General features: G+C 62.0%; 20 protein-coding genes and 1 pseudogene. 17 read left to right on the top strand and 4 right to left on the bottom strand.

The genetic code is table 11. The features are described from left to right. Positions 1-82: 82 nt before the first annotated feature. A complete protein-coding gene (gene ppsA / locus AADW18_RS03715; protein ID WP_337341991.1) occupies positions 83-2,473 on the bottom strand; it encodes a phosphoenolpyruvate synthase in 2,391 nt (796 codons plus the stop codon). A gap of 150 nt (positions 2,474-2,623) precedes the next feature. On the opposite strand from ppsA, the gene AADW18_RS03710 reads away from it, so the two are divergent. Then, positions 2,624-3,445: a pyruvate, water dikinase regulatory protein gene (locus AADW18_RS03710; RefSeq protein ID WP_337341990.1), complete on the top strand. Its 822-nt coding sequence runs from the start codon at positions 2,624-2,626 to the stop codon at positions 3,443-3,445. A 129-nt stretch (positions 3,446-3,574) separates the two neighbouring features. Then, positions 3,575-4,060, top strand: coding sequence for a DUF1249 domain-containing protein (locus AADW18_RS03705; RefSeq protein WP_337341989.1), 486 nt, complete (start codon positions 3,575-3,577; stop codon positions 4,058-4,060). 250 nt (positions 4,061-4,310) lie between these two features. Here AADW18_RS03705 and AADW18_RS03700 read toward each other — a convergent pair whose 3' ends face one another. After that, positions 4,311-4,532 carry a hypothetical protein gene (locus AADW18_RS03700; RefSeq protein WP_337341988.1) on the bottom strand — a complete coding sequence of 74 codons (222 nt, stop codon included), beginning with the start codon at positions 4,530-4,532 and terminating at the stop codon, positions 4,311-4,313. 391 nt (positions 4,533-4,923) lie between these two features. Here AADW18_RS03700 and AADW18_RS03695 point away from each other — a divergent pair, with 391 nt between their 5' ends. Further along, the gene (locus AADW18_RS03695; RefSeq protein WP_337341987.1) at positions 4,924-5,070 is read left to right on the top strand and encodes a hypothetical protein; all 147 of its coding nucleotides are present in this window, start codon (positions 4,924-4,926) and stop codon (positions 5,068-5,070) included. 53 nt (positions 5,071-5,123) lie between these two features. Here the strand turns inward: AADW18_RS03695 and AADW18_RS03690 are convergent, their stop codons facing one another. Further along, positions 5,124-5,762, bottom strand: a complete 639-nt coding sequence (locus AADW18_RS03690) for a hypothetical protein (RefSeq protein ID WP_337341986.1) — start codon at positions 5,760-5,762, stop codon at positions 5,124-5,126. Between the two features lie 97 nt (positions 5,763-5,859). On the opposite strand from AADW18_RS03690, the gene AADW18_RS03685 reads away from it, so the two are divergent. The 14 genes and pseudogenes from AADW18_RS03685 to AADW18_RS03620 all read left to right on the top strand — a co-directional run bounded on the left by AADW18_RS03685 (position 5,860) and on the right by AADW18_RS03620 (position 18,946). Further along, positions 5,860-6,213, top strand: a complete 354-nt coding sequence (locus AADW18_RS03685; RefSeq protein ID WP_337341985.1) for a hypothetical protein — start codon at positions 5,860-5,862, stop codon at positions 6,211-6,213. A 5-nt stretch (positions 6,214-6,218) separates the two neighbouring features. Then, positions 6,219-7,256 (top strand): UDP-glucuronic acid decarboxylase family protein, encoded by a 1,038-nt coding sequence (locus tag AADW18_RS03680; protein ID WP_337341984.1) that lies wholly within the window; start codon positions 6,219-6,221, stop codon positions 7,254-7,256. Continuing rightward, a complete protein-coding gene (locus AADW18_RS03675) occupies positions 7,243-8,394 on the top strand; it encodes an NAD-dependent epimerase/dehydratase family protein (RefSeq protein ID WP_337341983.1) in 1,152 nt (383 codons plus the stop codon). Before AADW18_RS03680 ends, AADW18_RS03675 begins: the two co-directional genes overlap by 14 nt. Then, positions 8,391-9,491: an NAD-dependent epimerase/dehydratase family protein gene (locus AADW18_RS03670; protein ID WP_337341982.1), complete on the top strand. Its 1,101-nt coding sequence runs from the start codon at positions 8,391-8,393 to the stop codon at positions 9,489-9,491. Before AADW18_RS03675 ends, AADW18_RS03670 begins: the two co-directional genes overlap by 4 nt. Continuing rightward, positions 9,488-10,450 (top strand): zinc-binding dehydrogenase, encoded by a 963-nt coding sequence (locus AADW18_RS03665; RefSeq protein ID WP_337341981.1) that lies wholly within the window; start codon positions 9,488-9,490, stop codon positions 10,448-10,450. Before AADW18_RS03670 ends, AADW18_RS03665 begins: the two co-directional genes overlap by 4 nt. Beyond that, positions 10,447-11,475 (top strand): Gfo/Idh/MocA family oxidoreductase, encoded by a 1,029-nt coding sequence (locus AADW18_RS03660; protein ID WP_337341980.1) that lies wholly within the window; start codon positions 10,447-10,449, stop codon positions 11,473-11,475. The genes AADW18_RS03665 and AADW18_RS03660 overlap by 4 nt, the downstream gene beginning before the upstream one ends. Next, the gene (locus AADW18_RS03655; RefSeq protein ID WP_337341979.1) at positions 11,465-12,676 is read left to right on the top strand and encodes a glycosyltransferase family 4 protein; all 1,212 of its coding nucleotides are present in this window, start codon (positions 11,465-11,467) and stop codon (positions 12,674-12,676) included. Before AADW18_RS03660 ends, AADW18_RS03655 begins: the two co-directional genes overlap by 11 nt. A 116-nt stretch (positions 12,677-12,792) precedes the next feature. Further along, positions 12,793-13,929 carry a glycosyltransferase gene (locus AADW18_RS03650; protein ID WP_337341978.1) on the top strand — a complete coding sequence of 379 codons (1,137 nt, stop codon included), beginning with the start codon at positions 12,793-12,795 and terminating at the stop codon, positions 13,927-13,929. After that, complete coding sequence (locus AADW18_RS03645) at positions 13,922-15,013, top strand: glycosyltransferase (RefSeq protein WP_337341977.1); 1,092 nt, start codon at positions 13,922-13,924, stop codon at positions 15,011-15,013. Before AADW18_RS03650 ends, AADW18_RS03645 begins: the two co-directional genes overlap by 8 nt. Further along, on the top strand, positions 15,010-16,152 hold the full coding sequence (locus tag AADW18_RS03640) for a glycosyltransferase (protein ID WP_337341976.1): 1,143 nt from the start codon (positions 15,010-15,012) through the stop codon (positions 16,150-16,152). The genes AADW18_RS03645 and AADW18_RS03640 overlap by 4 nt, the downstream gene beginning before the upstream one ends. Continuing rightward, complete coding sequence (locus AADW18_RS03635; protein ID WP_337341975.1) at positions 16,118-16,402, top strand: hypothetical protein; 285 nt, start codon at positions 16,118-16,120, stop codon at positions 16,400-16,402. The genes AADW18_RS03640 and AADW18_RS03635 overlap by 35 nt, the downstream gene beginning before the upstream one ends. A gap of 37 nt (positions 16,403-16,439) precedes the next feature. Next, complete coding sequence (locus AADW18_RS03630) at positions 16,440-17,225, top strand: TIGR04290 family methyltransferase (protein WP_337341974.1); 786 nt, start codon at positions 16,440-16,442, stop codon at positions 17,223-17,225. A 245-nt stretch (positions 17,226-17,470) separates the two neighbouring features. Then, positions 17,471-18,547 (top strand): annotated as a pseudogene (locus tag AADW18_RS03625) (ATP-binding protein); the annotation flags it as partial. A gap of 9 nt (positions 18,548-18,556) precedes the next feature. After that, positions 18,557-18,946: a response regulator gene (locus AADW18_RS03620; RefSeq protein ID WP_337342115.1), complete on the top strand. Its 390-nt coding sequence runs from the start codon at positions 18,557-18,559 to the stop codon at positions 18,944-18,946. Positions 18,947-19,405: 459 nt separating this feature from the next. On the opposite strand, the gene AADW18_RS03615 is transcribed toward AADW18_RS03620, so the two are convergent. Further along, positions 19,406-19,867 (bottom strand): RES family NAD+ phosphorylase, encoded by a 462-nt coding sequence (locus tag AADW18_RS03615; protein ID WP_337341973.1) that lies wholly within the window; start codon positions 19,865-19,867, stop codon positions 19,406-19,408. Positions 19,868-19,899 lie beyond the last annotated feature (32 nt).

Here is a 19,899-nt window from a genome sequence, read left to right as displayed (position 1 = left end):
CTCTTCTACGCTTATGAGAAGCCCTGCAGAGCAGGGCTGAGTTTCAAGCGAGGATTCTAACGCGCGAGCGCCACGGCGAGGATCAGGCGGATTTCAGCTTGGCCAGTCTCAACCAGGTGTCCACCACAGTGTCGGGATTGAGCGAAACCGATTCAATGCCTTCCTGCATCAACCATTCGGCCAGGTCGGGATGATCCGAGGGGCCTTGCCCGCAGATGCCGATATATTTGCCTTTGGCGCGTGCGCTCTTGATCGCCATCGACAATAGTTTCTTCACCGCCGGATTCCGCTCGTCGAACAGGTCGGCGACGATGCTCGAATCGCGATCCAGGCCCAGGGTCAACTGGGTGAGATCGTTGGACCCTATCGAGAAGCCATCGAAGATATCCAGGAATTCATCCGCCAGCAACGCATTGGACGGTACTTCGCACATCATGATGATCTTCAGGCCCGGCTTGTCGCCGGTGGCGCCATCGCCTTGGCGCAGACCATGCTTGGCCAGCACGTCGATCACCTTGCGGCCTTCTTCCAGCGTTCGCACGAATGGGATCATCACCCACAGGTTGTCCAGGCCCATTTCGTCGCGCACTCGACGCACGGCACGACATTCCAGCGCGAACGCGGGTTCGAAACCGGGATCGACATAGCGGCTCGCGCCGCGGAAGCCGATCATCGGATTCTCTTCGTGCGGTTCGTAGCGCTCACCGCCGATTAGATTCGCGTACTCGTTGGACTTGAAGTCTGACAGGCGCACGATCACCGGGTTCGGCGCCACGGATGCGGTGATGGTGGCGATGCCTTCAGCCAGGCGATCGACGTAGAAACTGACCGGATCGCCGTAGCCGGCGATCTTGGCGTCGATCTTCTTGCGCACGGCCAGATCCTGGCGGTCGTACTCAAGCAATGCATTCGGATGGATGCCGATATGGCTGGCGATGATCATTTCCAGGCGCGCCAGGCCGATGCCGGCGTTGGGCAGCTGGCCGAAATCGAACGCACGTTCCGGATTGGCGACGTTCATCATGATCTTGAGCGGCGCCGGCGGCATGTTGCCCAGATCGGTGGTCGTGCGCTCAAAGGGCAGGGCGCCGTCATAGATGTAGCCGGTATCGCCTTCGGCGCAACTGACCGTTACTTCCTGGCCGTTCGCTATGAGGTCCAGCGCATTGCCGGTGCCGACAACCGCCGGCACGCCCAGTTCGCGCGCGATGATCGCGGCATGGCACGTGCGTCCGCCGCGATTGGTGACGATCGCCGAGGCGCGCTTCATCACCGGCTCCCAATCCGGGTCGGTCATGTCCGCCACCAGAACATCGCCGGGCTGCACCTGGCTCATGTCGCTCAGGCTGCGTACCACGCGCGCCACGCCACTGCCGATCTTGTGCCCGATGGCGCGGCCTTCGGCCACGATCTGGCCGCGCTTGCCCAGCGCATAACGTTCGATCTGCGTGGCCTTGCCGCGCGATTTCACCGTTTCCGGACGCGCCTGCACGACGAATAGTTTGCCGCTGACACCGTCCTTGGCCCATTCGATGTCCATCGGGCGGCCGTAGTGCTCTTCGATCACCAGCGCCTGCTTGGAGAGCTCCTGCACGTCTTCGTCGGTGATGGAGAAACGCTGGCGCAGGTCGGCAGGTGTGCTTTCGTTGCGCACACGCTCACCCGGTTGGTCCGAATAGACCATGCGGATTTCCTTGCTGCCCAGGGTGCGGCGCAGGATGGCCGGCTTACCTTGCCGCAGAGTGGGCTTGTAGACGTAGAACTCGTCGGGATTGACCGCGCCCTGGACGACGTTTTCGCCCAAGCCATAGCTGGAAGTGACGAAGACGACATCGCGGAAACCAGACTCGGTGTCCAGCGTAAACAAAACGCCCGCAGCGCCCACGTCCGATCGGACCATCAACTGCACGCCGGCCGAGAGGAACACGTCCTCATGCTTGAAACCGTGGTGGACGCGATAGGCGATAGCACGGTCGTTGTACAGCGAGGCGAACACTTCCTTGACCTTGTGCACCACATCGTCGGCACCGGTGACGTTGAGGAAGGTTTCCTGCTGGCCGGCGAAGCTGGCGTCGGGCAGGTCCTCGGCGGTGGCCGAAGAGCGCACCGCGACCGCCACATCGCCACCACCGTTATCGGCGCATAGCTTGCGATAAGCGGTACGGATATCGGCATCCAGGTCTGGCTGCAAGGGCGCATCGGTGACCCAGCCGCGGATCTCCTTGCCGGCCAGGGTCAGTGCATCGACGTCCTCCACGTCCAGCGTGGCGAGCTTGTCGAAGATGCGGGTATAGAGGTCGTTATGGGCAATGAACGCTTTGAAAGCTTCAGCGGTGGTGGCATACCCGCCAGGTACCGAGACACCCAGGTTGGCCAAATGGCCGATCATTTCACCGAGGGAGGAGTTTTTACCGCCCACGCGGGCCAAGTCGGCCAGACGCAACTCGTGCAGCCACAGGATATTCTCGTTCAAGCGCAATGCTCCAAAGCAGGACTGTGCGCCGCGCCGAGACTGACGGCGGGGGCCGTGTCCATGGGGAAGAGCGGATATGATGCAGTGCATACCAATTGCAGACAAGCTTGAATCGACGGGGTTTTCGTGGTGAGCGAGGAAAAAATGACGATGTCCGGCCTGCGGCCCGTGTTCTACGTGTCAGATGGCACCGGTATCACCGCCGAAACCATCGGCCACAGCCTGCTGACCCAGTTTTCGGGGTTCAGTTTTCAAACCGACCGTATTTCCTTTGTCGACGACGTCGAAAAGGCCCACGACGCCGCCGACCGCATCCGCCGGGCAGGGCTGAAACTCGGCGTCCGCCCCATTGTGGTGAATTCCTGCGTGGACCCGCAGTTGAGCATCGTGCTGGCTGAAAGTGGCGCGCTGATGCTCGATGTGTTCGCGCCCTTCATCGAGCCCCTGGAGCGTGAGTTGGGTACGCCCAGGCAATCGCGGGTGGGCCAAGCGCACGGACTGGTCGATTTCGAGACGTATCACCGCCGCATCAACGCCATGAACTTCGCACTGACGCACGACGACGGTATCGCGCTCAACTACGACGAAGCCGACGTGATCCTGGTAGCGGTCTCGCGTGCGGGAAAAACGCCCACCTGCGTTTATCTGGCGCTGCACTACGGGGTCCGCGCGGCGAACTATCCGCTGACCGACCAGGATCTGGAAACCGACCGTTTGCCGCCGCGTTTGCGGCCTTATCGGCGAAAACTATTCGGATTGACCATCGATCCGGAACGGTTGCACCAGATACGCCAGGAGCGCCGGCCGAATTCCGGCTACGCCAATCTGGCGACCTGCAAGAGCGAAGTGGCGGCGGCCGAAGCGATGTTTCAGGTGGAGCGCATTCCCACGCTCAGCACCACCAATAAATCCATTGAGGAAATTTCCAGCAAGGTGCTGTCTACGCTGGGCCTGCAGCGCGAAATGTTTTAGTAAAAATGTTCTGGTAAATGCGTGAATGCGGGCAGGTAAAAAACAGCCGCGTGGAATGCTTAACTTAGGCCTGATATCGGCTTTCGTCAATGCTGCCGGAAAGCTATTTCTACGTGTAGGATCGGTGCCATGACGCACGCTCTGACCCGCACCGCACGTATCCCAAAACTCAGCCGTTTTGGCTGGCTGATGGCGCTGTATGCGGAAAATCACGCACGGCTGGCACGCCTGTTGGCACCCGAGCATCTGAAGACTGGGACCTACGTCTCTTCAGTGGGAGATGGGTTAGATCTACGGCTGGACGTCATCGAAACGCACCGCTACACCGTGGAGCTGCGGCTGACCTATGACATGCGCGACCCGCAGACCGGCGAGCCTGACCCGTCCGCGTTTATCCGCATGTACCGGGACGCGCACCAAGCCGAGGCGACGCATTGCTATGTGGGGCGACGTTGGCAGGATGTGATTGGCTTGTATCCGCCGCCCGCGGAAGTGATCAGCCATCGCATGCGAATGAATACTTTCCTCAGCAAGTGGCTGGAGTACCTGGCCGAGCAAGGCCACGGCGTGGCGACGCTGCGCCAGGTCGATGCCGTGGTGCCGCGGGTCGCCTGAGCGTCGCTCCTGGGCTCCTGTAGAGCCAGTATCGTGCGTTAACCACCGAAACAGCGTCCTTGTGGGAGCGACGTAAGTCGCGATGGAACTCTGCGGGTAACGCTTCCATCGCGGCTTACGTCGCCGCTCCCACCAGGAGTCCATCCGCGCGATAGAGCTTGGCTTGTTCGGAACTCCCTGGAAAAACCAAGCGGCTATTCGCTATCCACGAGGAGCACCGCAATCCTCGGATCCTTGCCAAGGGCTTTCCCTAGACCAACCGGACAAAACGGATCGCATTGAGGCGGTTGGATTCGCGGGTCATGTTCATCACGTCGACGGAACCGCAGGTTTCCAACGCGAGCACCCGTTGCGCGACTGCATCGAACGACGCCTGGTCCAATCCAAGTCCGCCGGCCGTCCAACGGGTATCACGGTTGATGGGCAGCTGCGACAACAACTCGTCGACGAAGGAATGAGGATCGTAGGTCATGACTGCGGGCTCCAGAAAGGGGACAGCTTGGACGACACGTGTCTCAACATCTGAGTCAGGCAGAGCGCGGTAGGGGGGGCCGGGGCTCGCGTCTACGATTACTACGGCAACCCAGGTGAGTTTCTTGTAAAGCCTGCTTGTCGGACGCTCAGGTACGCGCTGGCGGTTGCGCTGGGGGCTCCGGCACTGGCTCACCGCCGCCGGTTTTTCGCTGCCGGACGGGATCCGGCGGCCTCCACCGCGCATTAACGCCTCGCCGCTAGAGTGGGGGCACACCCATTCAGATGGAGATGGGTTCGTCCGCTTCCATACACTACTTCTGTACCTCTGAGCGGACCGGCTTCCCGTGATCGGCGGCCGTCCACAAGTGCGGTATCAAGGAGGCAGGTTGATGCCACGAGACAGATCGCCGACAGGCCCCTCGGAAGCGCGAGCCTGGGTTACCGAACTGATGAAGCGTCTGCCTTGGCGCTGGATCGCCGGCGCTTCGGTTCTTTTATTCGCGTTACTGGCTGGCTGGATGATCGGCGGACGCTAGCAAACGCAAAAGCTCAGGCGCCGCGGCAAGACGCCGATCCGTTCGTCGCCTGATCAGCCGCTAGAGCCTTGTTGCGTGTCAGGCGCCGTCTCTTGGACAAGCGCGGCTTGAATCGCGACCAGATCCGTCAAGCGGGCGTCGACGTTCGCCCGGACCTGGGCAACATAAGCCTGACTGGCCTCATCTACCAACGCCGGCCGTACCTTGAGATCAATGACACCCAGCGCTTTACGTTGGCATTTGAGTGCGGCTTCCAAATAGGCCAGATCATATTGATGGGGCGAGAGAGAAAGCAGCAGCATGCGTTCGCTATCCGCAGCAAGCCACAAATCCGACGATAGGGATGAGTCTGGATCCGGATTAAGTTCCAGGGCGCCATCGAACTCGTGTCGATACTGCTGTGCATGGCGGCGCGCCAATGCCGCCAGCAGTGGCGACCCTCGTTGCGCAGCATCCTCGGCAAGCAGACGCTCGTGTGCACTCATGGACAGCATCACCCCCAGCGCCTGGCTTTGATCCAGTCTGCGGTTTGATCCATGGGCGTGAGCGCTCGGGGAATCGGCTGCCTCATCGGACAACTCGCCCGCGGGACGGATATCCAGCGTTGGCAGGCTGGAAAGTCCGCCCCCAGCCAGCAAGCCGATCGTCAAGAAACCGAAGGCGGTAATCACTCTATTCACGGCGGTGGCCATCCCCGGTGCCTGATCGCTTGCGCCCAGCATTGAGTAGATGGCGTCACGGCATTGTCAAAACAGCCGCGATGTCCGGAGGGAATGGCCGGAAGTGCAAATGCGTCCACAAATCCAGCCGTCGGGGCTCTCCTCACCGGCTCGGAAATATCTGCAGACCTTGAACAAAGTGCAGGGGAAGCACTTTCAGGAACCTGGGAAGAGTGCCGAAAAAAATTCATTAATCCTCGGCGGCGGCGTGGCGCGTCATTGGCAACTCCGAATTCCGCTGATCGGGACCAGCCAGGGGAATATGCGCGATGCACTGATCATTGCTGCGTTGATTTCCAGGTTTGATTCGGCTGGCTGTTCCGTGCTTGGAAGCGTGCCTCTTACCTTGGCATGCATCTTGCGGACCGAAACACAAACCTTTGTGTGGCTAACCCATTCCGGGGTGCCGCTTGTCTTGCGGTGAGGCTTATGGACGGAACAACGACAAGAAAAAAGAGAAATCAAAATGGGCGCGCGCTGGTCACTGGCGGTGCCGGCTTCCTGGGTGCGCACCTATGCACTCGCCTGATCGAGGACGGCTACGAAGTCGTGGCGCTGGACAACCTGATAACCGGCAATATGAAGAACATAGCTTCATTGCTTGGAAACAAGGCATTCAAGTTCGTTCGCCATGACGTCACCGAAATCATCGATGAAGCCGCCGTCGATATCAGGGTCGACCGAATCTTCAACCTGGCGTGTTGTGCTTCGCCGGTGCATTACCAAGCCGATCCGGTGAAGACCCTGCAGACCTGCCTGGAGGGTGCGCTGAACATGCTGCAGGTCGCGCGTCGCTTCAACGCGCGGATATTCCAGGCTTCCACCAGCGAAGTTTATGGAGAGCCTGAAATCCATCCACAGAAAGAAGGCTACCGCGGCGCGGTCAACACCACGGGGCCGCGCGCCTGCTATGACGAAGGCAAGCGCTGCGCGGAAACACTGTTCTTCGATTTCCATCGTCTGCACGGCGCCGATATCAAGGTCGCGAGGATATTCAACACCTATGGTCCGTGCATGCGCGCGGATGACGGCCGCGTGGTTTCCAATCTGATCGTGCAGGCATTGCGGAACCGGCCGATGACCATCCACGGGGACGGCAGTCAAACGCGATCGTTCTGCTATGTGGACGATCTGATCGAAGGGGTGATGCGACTGATGGATTCGCCGCCCGGCTTCACCGGCCCCGTCAATCTGGGCAACCCGTATGAAGTCACCGTGCTGGAGCTGGCGGAACGGATTCTCGACATCACCGGTTCGCGGTCACGGCTGATCCGCAAACCGATGCCGATCGACGATCCCACCCGTCGCTGCCCGGATATTGGCCTCGCCCGCGAGACATTGGGGTGGTCGCCTACCGTGTCACTGGATGAAGGTCTGCAGCGCACCGTGGCCTGGTTCGAAGCCAATCTCAGCGACGTCCGTTCGAAGACCATGACAGTAGTGGAGGAAAATCGTGATTGCGCGTGAATGGCGGAACGGCCACGGCGGCCGAGAACGAGTACTGATCACTGGCGGCGCTGGCTTTGTCGGCTCGCACCTGGCCGACGAGTTGCTGGCGCACGGCTATCAAGTCCGCGTGCTCGACAATCTATCCGTGCAGGTCCATGGCGATGCGATCGCCCGGCCGGAATATTTGCATGACGACGTCGAATTGATACGCGGGGATGTGCGCGACCCGCTGGCCGTGCGTCGCGCACTGCAAGGTGCCGATGTGGTGTTCCATTTCGCCGCGGCGGTCGGCGTGGGCCAAAGCATGTATGAAATAGAGCGCTACACCGACGTCAACAATCGTGGCACGGCAGTGCTGCTCGAAGCGTTGGCGGCCTCGCCAGTGCGCCGCTTGGTGGTGGCCTCCAGCATGAGCGTCTACGGCGAGGGTATGTACCGCGACGCGGACGGCGCTACGGTATGCCCGCCCCAGCGCGCACCGGATCAATTTTCGCGCGGGGAATGGGAGCTGTACGACGACCAGCGTCGACCGCTGGCGCCGATTCCCACGCCGGAATCCAAGGCAGTGGCGCCTTCGTCGATCTATGCACTGTCCAAGCTGGATCAGGAGCGCATGTGCCTGATGATCGGCCAGACATACAGCGTGCCTACGGTGGCGTTGCGTTTCTTCAATATCTATGGCACCCGGCAAGCGTTATCCAATCCTTACACCGGGGTGCTCGCGATCTTCGCGGCGAGATTCCTCAACCGCCGTCCGCCATTGGTCTTCGAAGACGGTCTGCAGCGTCGCGACTTCGTCAATGTGCGCGACGTCGCCCGTGCTTGCCGACTGGCATTGGAAAAACCGGAAGCCGCGGGCCGGGTGATCAATATCGGCAGCGGGAAAGCGCTCACCATTGTGGAAGTCGCCGAGCAAATGGCGCAGGCGCTGGGCATCGACGACCTTCCGCCGGAGATCACCCGCAAGTTCCGCGCGGGTGATATTCGCCATTGCTTCGCCGATATTTCGCTGGCTGCCGAAGTGCTGGGCTACCGCCCGCAGGTGTCCTTGGCTCAAGGCTTGGACGAACTGGTGGAATGGATGCTGGGGCAGCAGGCTTTCGACCGGGTGGAGGTGGCCAGCGCTGAACTCGCACGGCGAGGATTGCAGTTATGAGCACCGGGAGCGTGGACGAGTTTGCATTGCCGCTATCCAGCGCAAGCCAAGCACCGGTACTGATCACCGGCGGCGCTGGATTCATAGGTACCAATCTGGCGGCACGACTATTGGAAAGCGGCCGTCAAGTATTGATTTTCGACAATCTGTCGCGGGCCGGCGTTGAGCGCAACCTTCGTTGGCTCCGCGAGCAATATCCCGACCGGGTGCAGGTGGAGATCGCGGATGTGCGCGACTATCACTTGGTTCGTGCGGCGGTTTCGCGATGCTCGCAGGTGTTCCATTTTGCTGCCCAGGTGGCGGTGACGTCGAGCCTGGAGGATCCGCGTACCGACTTCGATATAAATTTGCATGGCACCTTGAACGTACTGGAAGCAGTACGGTCGGCGCGGCGGCCGCCATCACTGGTATTTACGTCGACCAACAAGGTGTACGGCGCGTTGGACGACGTGGCGCTGGACGCGACCGGCACACGTTATCAACCCCGGGACACGCGCCTGCGTGACACCGGCATCGGCGAGGCGCGACATCTCGATTTCCACAGCCCTTATGGCTGCTCGAAAGGCGGCGCGGATCAGTACGTTCTGGACTATGCGCGCAGCTTCGGTCTTTCCGCGGTGGTGCTGCGCATGAGCTGCATATACGGGCCGCATCAGTTCGGCAATGAAGATCAGGGCTGGGTAGCGCATTTCCTGATCCATGCACTGGAAGGGCGCCCGCTGACGCTGTACGGCGACGGCAAGCAGGTGCGCGACATTCTGTTCGTCGAAGATCTGGTGGATGCATTGCTGCTGTGCCAGGCGTGCATGTCGAGGCTGAGCGGGCGCGCGTTCAACATGGGTGGCGGTCCGGCCAATACCGTCAGTCTGGTCGAGTTGCTGGAACGCATTGGCACGTTGACCGGCAGCAAGCCCGCCGTCACGCGGGCGCCGTGGCGTACTGGAGATCAGCGCTATTACGTCTCCGATACCTCCGCGTTTTCCGCCGCTACCGGCTGGTCGCCGCAGGTGCCGGCCACCGAAGGCGTGGCTCGCCTGCACGCCTGGCTGCAAACCGAGCGCGGTACCGTCATCCCAGCACGGACCCATGCTGCATGAGCACCATGCAGGCTGCGGTTTTTCAGGGAGCAGGCCGAGTCGCGTTGGAGCGGCACCCTATGCCGGTACCCGCGCGCGATCAGGTGCGTGTGCGGTTGCAGGGATGCGGCGTGTGCGCGTCCAACCTGCCGGTTTGGGCTGGCAGGCCGTGGTTCGAATATCCCTTCGCAGCCGGCGCTCCCGGACACGAGGGCTGGGGCGAAATAGATGCGGTGGGTGCCGATGTGGATGGCTGGCGGGTAGGCGACCGAGTGGCGCTGCTATCCGGTAATGCGTATGCCGAGTACGACCTGGCCGCATCCGATGCGCTCGCACGATTGCCCGCTGCATTGGAAGACTATCCGTTGCCTGGCGAACCGCTGGCGTGTGCGATGAATATCCTGCGCCGCAGCGATATTCAGGCCGGCGAAACTGTTGCGGTGGTGGGTGTGGGCTTCATCGGTGCATTGCTGGTCCAGCTCGCCAGCCGCGCCGGCGCGAAGGTCATCGCGCTGTCGCGCCGGCCATATTCCCAGCGCGTCGCGCGCGAAAACGGCGCTGTCGAAACGCTCTCCACCGACGACCCGCATGCGGCCATCGGCGCGGTACATGAGCTCACCGGCGGTGCCGGTTGCATGCGCGTCATCGAAGCGGCAGGTGAGCAGGTGACGCTGGACATCGCCAGCGGCATCAGTGCCGAAGGCGGCAGATTGATCATCGCCGGCTATCACCAGGATGGCTTGCGCCAAGTGAACATGCAGCAGTGGAACTGGCGTGGATTGGATGTGGTGAACGCGCATGAACGCGATGCGCGAGTCGCCGCCGCCGGGTTGCAGCGCGCCATCGATGCGGTCGCCTCAGGTCAGCTGGATCCGCGTCCACTGCTGACGCACACATTTACTCTGGATAGGCTGAGCGATGCCTTCAACGCCATGCAGCAGCGGCCGGAGGGTTTCCTGAAAGCAGTGGTGAGCGCATGAACGCACAGCTGAGCGGACAACGGCTGAATGCAACGCCGAAAATGCCTCGGCTGGGCTTCCTGGGCGTGGGTTGGATCGGCCGTCAGCGCATGCAGGTACTAGCCGACAACGGGGTTGCCACGGTGGCGGCCATCGCCGATGCGCAACCGGAAGCCGCACGTGCAGCGGCCAACTACGTGCCGCACGCGCGGATAGCGGAGGACTTGGCCGAGCTTCTGGCGCATGAAGACTTGGACGGATTGGTAATCGCCACGCCCAGCGGCGCGCACGCCACGCAAGCGACGATGGCGTTGGAGCGCGGCATCGCGGTGTTCTGCCAAAAGCCGTTGACCCGTACCGCTGACGAAGCAGAGCAGGTGTTGGCGGCCGCACGGCGTGCCGACCGCTTGCTGGATGTTGATTTCAGCTATCGCTGTGTGTCCGGTGTCGCTCTGCTTCGCGACTTGGTGCAGAGCGATGAGCTGGGTGATCTGTACGCCATCGATCTGACCTTCCATAACGCCTATGGGCCGGACAAGCCCTGGTTCTACGATTTATCGCAAAGCGGCGGCGGCTGTGTGATGGATCTGGGTATCCACCTGGTAGACCTGGCGATGTGGATCAGTGGTAGCGGCGGTCATCAGGAACTCGTTTCCACGCTCTATTCGCAAGGCCGTCCACTGCAACGTCCCGTGCAAGCGGTGGAGGACTACGCTACAGCGCAATGGCGCCTGGACAACGGTGCCAGCGTTCGCCTGGCTTGCTCTTGGCGGCTGCCGGCCGGCCAGGACGCCGTGATCGAAGCCGCCTTCTATGGCACGCGTGGCGGTGCCGCACTACGCAACGTCGGGGGCTCGTTCTACGACTTCACGGTCGATCGCTTCGACGGTACCACTCGGCAACGGTTGGCTGATCCGCCCGATGCCTGGGGTGGACGCATGCTGGTGCAATGGGCGCATCAACTGAGTCTGGATCCTCGTTTCGATACGCGCGCCGAGCATCTGCTCGGCGTCGCCCGCACGGTGGACGCGATCTATGGGCGCTGACGCACGCTTGCCTGAAGCGCGATTGATCGAGGCGCGCTCGATTGGCGCGCGCTCGCTGCGTATCTTGATGACGGCCGACACCGTGGGCGGTGTCTGGCAGTACGCGTTGGAGCTGAGCCGCCAACTGTGTGCGCTGGGAGACGAAGTTGCCCTGGCGACCATGGGCGGCGAGCCCAGTGGCGACCAGCGCCGTGAAGCTGCGGAAATTCCTGGCCTGACGCTATACCCCAGCGCCTATAAGTTGGCCTGGATGGAACAGCCGTGGAATGACGTGGAACGGGCTGGCGAGTGGCTGCTGAACCTGGCGGCGCAATGGCGGCCGGATGTGGTGCATCTGAACGACTACAGCCACGGTGATTTGCCGTGGTCAGTGCCGGTGCTGATGGTCGGACACTCCTGCGTGCTTTCCTGGTGGCATGCGGTGCATGGCACGGATGTGCCTGACTCATGGGCTCGGTACCGTCAACGCGTCCGTGCGGGGTTGCAGGCGGCCGATTATGTCGTGGCTCCCAGCCAGGCGATGCTGGACGTGCTGCTTCGCCATTACGGCCCGCTGCCGGAATGTCGGGTGATCGCCAACGGCCGCAGCGATGGTGAGCGCCCAGCGAAAGGCGAGCACGCACCGAAAGAAGAGCCGCTGATCTTCGCCGCAGGCCGGCTATGGGACCCGGCGAAAAACCTCGCCGCACTGGCTGAAGTAGCGGAGCGATTGCCGTGGCCGGTGTGCATCGCCGGTAGTCAACACCACCCTGATGGTGGGGAAGTGCAATTGCCCCATGTCCATCTGCTTGGATCATTGCCATCGGCAGAGGTTCGCCGCTGGCTGGAGCATGCGCCGATATACGCGTTGCCGGCGCGCTACGAGCCCTTTGGATTGTCCGTACTGGAAGCGGCGCTGGCGGGATGCGCGCTGGTGCTGGGTGATATTCCCAGCTTGCGCGAAGTCTGGGGCCGGGCCGCGCTCTATGTGCCACCCGACGATCACGATCTATTGGAGCGCACGCTGCTCAGGCTGATCGATCACCCGGAAGAGCGTATCGAGTACGCCACGCGCGCGCGCCGCCGCGCGGCACGTTACTGCCCGGAAAAGATGGCGGATCGCTATCGTCGGCTTTACCTCGCATTGGCGGGCCTGCGAGGGGAGTCCTCGCTGCCGCCGAAGCCGATCAGCCTGCCTGCGGCAGCAGGAGCGAGCCTATGAAAAGCATGCCTGACAAGAGCGCGTCCAGTAAGAGCGTGCCCAAAAAAAGCATGCCCAATAAGAGCATGCCTAACAAGAGCATGCCCGATAAGAGCATGCCGACAAAGAGCGCGCCTATGAAATTCGTGCTGTTCTACCACTCGCTGGTTTCGGACTGGAATCATGGCAACGCGCATTTCCTGCGCGGCATCGTCAGCGAACTACTGGCGCGTGGTCATCGTGTCGATGTGTATGAACCGCGCGACGGCTGGAGCCGCCAGCAACTGGAGAAGGAGCATGGCCACAAGGCCGTGGAGGAATTCCAGCGCCATTTTCCGCAGCTGCGTAGCCAGCTTTACGACCTGCACACACTGGACCTGGAAGAGGCATTGGACCAGGCCGATGTGGCGTTGGTGCACGAATGGAACGCGCCGGCGCTGGTGGCCGGCGTAGGGCGCCATGCCCCCACGGGGTGCAGGGTGCTCTTCCACGATACCCACCACCGCTCGGTCAGCGCACCCGAAGAAATGGCGCGCTACCCACTGGATCACTACGACGGCGTGCTGGCCTTTGGCGAAGCGGTGCGCCAGCAGTATTTGCGGCTCGGCTGGAGCCGCGATGCCTGGACCTGGCACGAAGCGGCCGACGCGCGCGTGTTCCGCCCGCAGCCCCCCGGAACACCGGACGGCGATCTCGTCTGGATCGGTAACTGGGGCGACGAAGAGCGCAGCCGTGAGCTGGACGAATTCCTGATCCAACCGGTACGACGATTGGGCTTGTCAGCGAGGGTCCATGGCGTGCGTTATCCGGAGCAGGCCTTGGATGCATTGGCGCGGGCCGGCATCGACTATCGTGGCTGGTTGCCCAACTATCGGGCGCCTGAAGTCTTCGCACGCTTCCGGGTGACTGCGCATGTGCCGCGGCGTCCGTATGTACGCGCGCTACCCGGTATCCCTACCATCCGCGTGTTCGAGGCGTTGGCCTGCGGCATTCCGCTGGTATGTGCACATTGGCCGGACGCGGAAGGCCTGTTCACACCCGGCCGCGACTATCTGGTCGCCGCCACTGGCGAAGAGATGCAGCGTCACCTGCACGACGTGGTGAACGATCCCGCGTTGGCCTCCCACCTCGCCGAACACGGGCTGCGCACCATCCGGAGCCGCCATACCTGTGCACACCGCGTGGACGAGCTGCTGTCCATCCTGGCTGCGTTAGGTGCGCCGGCCCTGCGTACCCCCGCCACACAAGAAGTACGGAGCATGAGTCATGTCTAGTTCGATGCATATCGCTTTTTTTGGATCCAGCCTGGTGTCCTCTTACTGGAACGGCGCCGCCACTTACTACCGCGGCATCATCCATGCGCTGCATCAGCGCGGCCATCGCGTCACTTTCTTCGAACCTGATGCGTTCGAGCGGCAGCAGCACCGCGATATGGATAACCCGGACTGGGCCGAGGTGGTCGTTTATTCCGCGGACACCGAAGTGGGTGTGCATCGCGCACTGGAACAGGCAAAGGGCGCGGATGTCGTGGTCAAGGCCAGCGGCGTCGGGATATTCGACAGGTTGCTGGAACGCGAGGTATTGGCGCTGCGCTCTTCCACCACCACGGTAGCGTTCTGGGATGTGGATGCACCGGCGACACTGGAGCGCGTCGCGGCGGACAAGGCCGATCCCTTCCGCTCGCTGATTCCACGCTATGACCTGGTGTTAACGTATGGCGGCGGCCCGCGAGTAGTGGAAGCGTACCGGGCACTGGGTGCGCGTGATTGCGTGCCGGTCTACAACGCGCTGGATCCCGCCACGCATCATCCCGCCGCGGCCGATCCGCGTTTCGCCGCCGATCTCGGTTTCCTTGGTAATCGTTTGCCGGATCGCGAGGCGAGGGTAGGGGAGTTCTTTTTTGACGCCGCGCGGAGGGCGCCTGAGCAGCAATTTCTGCTGGGTGGCAGCGGGTGGGACGATCACCTGCCGGAAAACGTGCGTCGGCTGGGGCACGTTTCCACCCGCGATCACAATGCATTCAACTGCAGCGTTCGCATGGTGCTGAACGTCAATCGCGACAGCATGGCGCGGTTCGGCTGGTCGCCGCCGACGCGGGTGTTCGAAGCGGCGGGCGCGGGCGCCTGTCTGATCGTCGACGCCTGGGAAGGCATCGAGGACTTCCTGACGCCTGGAGAAGAAGTACTGGTGGCCCAGGACGGCGCGCAGGTAGCCGATTATCTTCGCGGCATCGGCCCGGAGCAGGCCCGCGAAATAGGTGAGCGCGCACGTCAGCGGCTGTTGGCGCAACATACTTACGCACAACGCGCGGAGCAGGTGGAGCAACTGCTGGAAGCGCGGCTGCCGGTGGCAGCATGAGCGGTGCAATGGACATCGTGGTGCTTGGCCTGAGCCTGCGTTCCTCTTGGGGCAACGGCCACGCCACCACCTATCGTGCACTCATCCAGGCGCTGGAACAGCGCGGCGACCGCGTGCTGTTCCTGGAACGCGACGTGCCCTGGTATGCCGATCATCAGGACCTCAGCACCGAACTGCCCGGACAGCTGGCGTTGTATCGCGACCTGGAAGAACTGAAGCATGTCCACGCCAAGGCCGTCGCCGAAGCCGACATGGTGATCGTGGGTTCGTTCGTGCCGCAAGGCATCGGTGTAGGCGCCTGGGTGCAATTGACCGCTACCGGCATCGTCGCTTTCTACGACATCGACACTCCGGTGACGCTGGCGATGCTCGCGCGCGGCGATTGCAGCTATCTGGATCCGCTGCTGATCCCGCGCTACGACCTGTATTTGTCCTTCACCGGCGGTCCGTCGCTGCAGACACTGCAGCAATGCTATGGCGCTCCGCTGGCGGTGCCGCTGTATTGCTCGGTCGATCCGACGCGCTACTACCCGGAGCCGTTCGAGCCCGAATTCGACCTTGGCTACATGGGCACTTACAGCGACGACCGCCAGCCGGTGCTGGAACGCTTGCTGCTACAGCCTGCGCGAGAGTGGTCGTCCGGGCGTTTCATTGTGGCCGGTCCGCAATATCCGGACACCATCCGCTGGCCACCCAATGTCGCCCGCATCGATCACTTGGCACCCGCGCAACATCGCGGCTTCTACAATCGCCAGCGCTTCACGCTCAACGTGACCCGCGCGGACATGGTGGCGGCCGGCTGGTCGCCCAGCGTGCGCCTTTTCGAAGCGGCCGCGTGCGCCACGCCGATCGTCTCCGATCCGTGGGACGGGCTGGACAGCCTGTTCCGACCAGACCACGAAATCCTCATCGCCGATTCCAGTCATCAGGTACTGGAGTGGATACGTGATCTTCCCGAAGAGCGAAGGTGTTCGATCGGGAGGAACGCACAACAGCGCGTGCTGGCCGAACACACGGCCGAGCATCGCGCGCAGACGTTGCATGAGTACGTCGACCGGACTGTACAACGCCGGTTGCCATACCGATCACAAAGGAGAACAGACCATGCCTACCAAGCACGAAGCGAAGCAGACCGTTGACCACGATGAAATCAAGCGTTGGGCCGAGGCGCGCGGCGGCCGGCCGGCAACCGTGAAGGGCACCGAGGAGAGCGGCGAAGAGGCCGGCATATTGAGGATCGCCTTTCGCAACGACGAGTCGCTGGAAACGATCGAATGGGATGAGTTTTTCGAGAAATTCGAAGAGGAAGGACTCGCGTTCCTGTATCAGGAGCAGACCAGCGACGGCAGTCAGAGCCGGTTCTTCAAACTGGTGGAGCGCGAGGAATAACGTCGGCTCCGGTCCAATAGCGCAGATGGAGGACAGGGTGGAAGCGGTGAGGCATGAGAGATATCGGGACACAGTGCAGGCGCAGATCGGCGAGCTGTCGCCATGGTTCCACAATCTGCACCTGCCGGGCGGCGTGCAGACCGCGCCGGGACATCCGTTCGGGGATTTTCCCGCTTTCAAGTGGAAACAGATCGCGCCCCATGTTCCGGAGGATCTGCGTGGCTGGAGCGTGCTGGACATCGGCTGCAACGCCGGCTTCTACAGTTTCGAACTAGCCAGGCGCGGCGCGCGGGTCACCGCCATCGATGTCGACCCGCATTATCTTTGCCAGGCACGCTGGGCGGCGCGGCAGCTGGGATTATCCGACCGGGTGGAGTTCCGGCAGATGCAGATCTACGACCTGATCAGGCAGCCGGACCGCTACGATCTGGTCTGGCTGATGGGCGTGCTGTACCACCTGCGTCATCCACTGCTGGCGCTGGACATCGTGCGCCGCAAGACGCGGCGCCAGCTGATGTTCCAGACCCTGACCATGCCAGGCGAGCAAACCGACGCGGTGCCGGAAGATCTTGGTATCGATGAACGGGAACGGCTGCGCGGCGCTGGATGGCCGGCCATGGCCTTTATCGAAAAACGGTTGGCTGGCGACCCCACCAACTGGTGGGCGCCCAACCACGCCTGCGTGGAGGCCATGCTGCGCAGCGCGGGTTTCCAGGTGGAAGCTCGCATTGCGCATGAAACCTACCTCTGCCACCCCGCGGCCGACAGCTCCGGCATTCCCGCGATGATCGAAGCCGAGTTGCGCGCGGCGACGGGGATCTGAGCGGCAGACCCTGTCGCGCCTGCCGTCGGAACAGGAACGCCAAGGCGTTGAGGTCGTTTAGCCCTCCGGACGGGCGGCTATCGACACGTGCCGCCGCGTTGACTTTGTTTTTACGTCCTGGGCACCAGTCTTGGTGATCTGCAGCCAGGAGCCATCGAATGACCTATAGCAGTGAACGTAGTGCCGTGGCGGCAGCGCTCGATCCACGGCCCAGCGATCTGCTCGCCGATGAGCGCCAGTTCAAGATGCTGGTCGATGGCGTCACCGACTATGCGATCTACATGCTCGACCCAGCCGGGCATATCGCCAGCTGGAATGCCGGTGGCGAACGCATCAAAGGGTACCAAGCGCCCGAAGTGCTGGGCCAGCATCTTTCTCTGTTCTACACCGAGGAAGATCGTGATGCGGGCGAGCCCGAACGCGCCCTGTCGATAGCCACGGAAGAAGGAAGATACGAAATGGAGGGCTGGCGGGTACGCAAGGACGGCACCCGCTTCTGGGCCAACGCCGTGCTGGACGCCATCTGGGAGCAGGGCAAATTGGTGGGTTTCGCCAAGATTACCCGCGACATCACCGAACGGCGGGATGCCGAGAAGGCGCTGCTGGACGCGCACCAGGTGCTGCTGAAATCGCAAAAGATGGAAGCCGTGGGTCAACTGACCTACGGACTGGCGCACGACTTCAACAACCTGCTTACCGTCATCGTCAATAGCCTGGACAGGCTGGCTTGCGCCGATGGTCTCTCCGCCCAGCACCACCGACAGGTCGCCGCCGCCCAGCGCGCTGCCGCACGAGGCTCGCTATTGACGCGGCAAATGCTGGCTTTTTCGCGCGGACAGATGCTGCGGCCGAAGTGCTGCGACGTCAACGCGCTTATCCAGGGCTCGGAGGAGTTGTTGCGGCGGGCCTGCGACGAACACACGGACATGTCGGTAGAACTGCAGCCGCAGCTGCCGTATGTGGAGATCGACGAGGTGCAGTTCGAAAGCGCGCTACTCAACCTGATCATCAACGCCCGCGACGCCATGCCGCAGGGTGGGTGCGTTCGCATCATCACGCGTGCGGGCTATCCGGCATCGGAATCCCACGCGGGGGAACCGCCCGCTGCGCCAATGGTGAGCATTTCGGTCAGCGATGAAGGAGTAGGCATGACGCCGGAAGTCGCCAGCAAGGCGTTCGAGCCGTTCTTCACCACCAAGGAAATCGGCAAGGGCAGCGGGCTGGGTCTGAGCCAGGTATATGGATTCGTCACCCAGTCCGGCGGTAAAGTCGAAATCGACAGCGTCCCTGGCGTTGGCACCACCGTTACCTTGTGGCTACCCGTCTACGAAATGGCTAACGACAGTACTACCGATCGCAAGCTGAAGATCCTCATGGTGGATGACGACGAGAACATCCTGGAGGTGGTCGAAGAAACGCTGCGCGACCTGGGTTTCGACGTGATCGCGGCACGACACGGCACCGAAGCATTGGAGCTTCTGCAACAGCATGACGATATCGATGTGCTGTTCACCGATGTGGCGATGCCCGGCAATCTTTCCGGCGTCGAATTGGCCCGCCGCGCGCGGGAAACACATCCCCAGCTGATGATCCTGCTGGCTTCCGGCTATGCCAGCAGCTCATTGCCCGATCTGCCAACACGGTGCGAATTCGTTTCCAAACCGTATCGGGTCACCGATTTATCAAGGAAGATCGCGGAGATGATGCAGCGCGAGCTGTGAATCAACCATCCCATTCCTCGTAGAGCGGAGCTCGCTCCGCTGCCTTTGATCCGGTATTCGTGACGAAGAGCAGCCGAGCAAGCTCGGCTCTACGGAAGACGAATTCCCTGTGGGGGCGACGTAAGTAGCGACGTTGATTGCCGGCAGTAGGACAAACAGATGATGCAAGATCGCCCTCGTAGAGCGGAGCTTGCTCCGCTGCTCTTTGATCCGGTGTTCGCGACGAAGAGCAGCCGAGCAAGCTCGGCTCTACAGAAGACGAATTCCCTGTAGGAGCGACGTGAGTCGCGACGTTGATTGCCGGCAGTAGGACAAACAGATGATGCAAGATCGCCCCTCGTAGAGCGGAGCTTGCTCCGCTGCTCTTCGATCCGGGATTCGCGGCGAAGAGCAGCCGAGCAAGCTCGGCTCTACCGGAAGCAAGAGGCGGCAAGCAAGGCTCGAGGGTGATCGGCCACCCTATGCAAGCCGGGAATCCAGGCTGAAGGTTTTCACCGAGATCACCGCCAACAATGCGAAATCCTGATGCGCGGGGTTGATCAATAGGTTGTATTCGCCGGAACAAATCGCACTCGGTACCTTTAGTGCAAGCGACTGGCGCTGCTGCAGCCAGTTGTCCCCGACTGCCTGCACTTCTTTTCGATAGGGCCGCTCTTCCCAACCTGGCGGCGGGTCGGAGAGAGTCTGGATGCTGGCGGCGGGGAGTTGCGCCGTCGCCAAGCTGAGATCTTCGGTAAGGGTGCTTTCGCGGTGCGCCAGGAATTCAAGCATCGCGCCGCCGGGCGAAAGCGAGGTGTAGACCACCGGGGAAGTCTTGGAAGTCCAACGCGCGTCGCGCTGGCTGGGCGAGAAAGGCTCGTCTCGCTCGTGCGCCACCACGACGCGGTATACCCGAACGGTGTCGTTTTGCGGATCGACCATTCGATTAGGGCCTGCTAATGCTATTGGGAGCG

It is taken from the genome of Pseudoxanthomonas sp. CCNWLY206-1, from assembly GCF_039710385.1.
Lineage (GTDB): Bacteria > Pseudomonadota > Gammaproteobacteria > Xanthomonadales > Xanthomonadaceae > Pseudoxanthomonas_A.
This window is presented reverse-complemented; position numbering and strand designations above follow the sequence as displayed.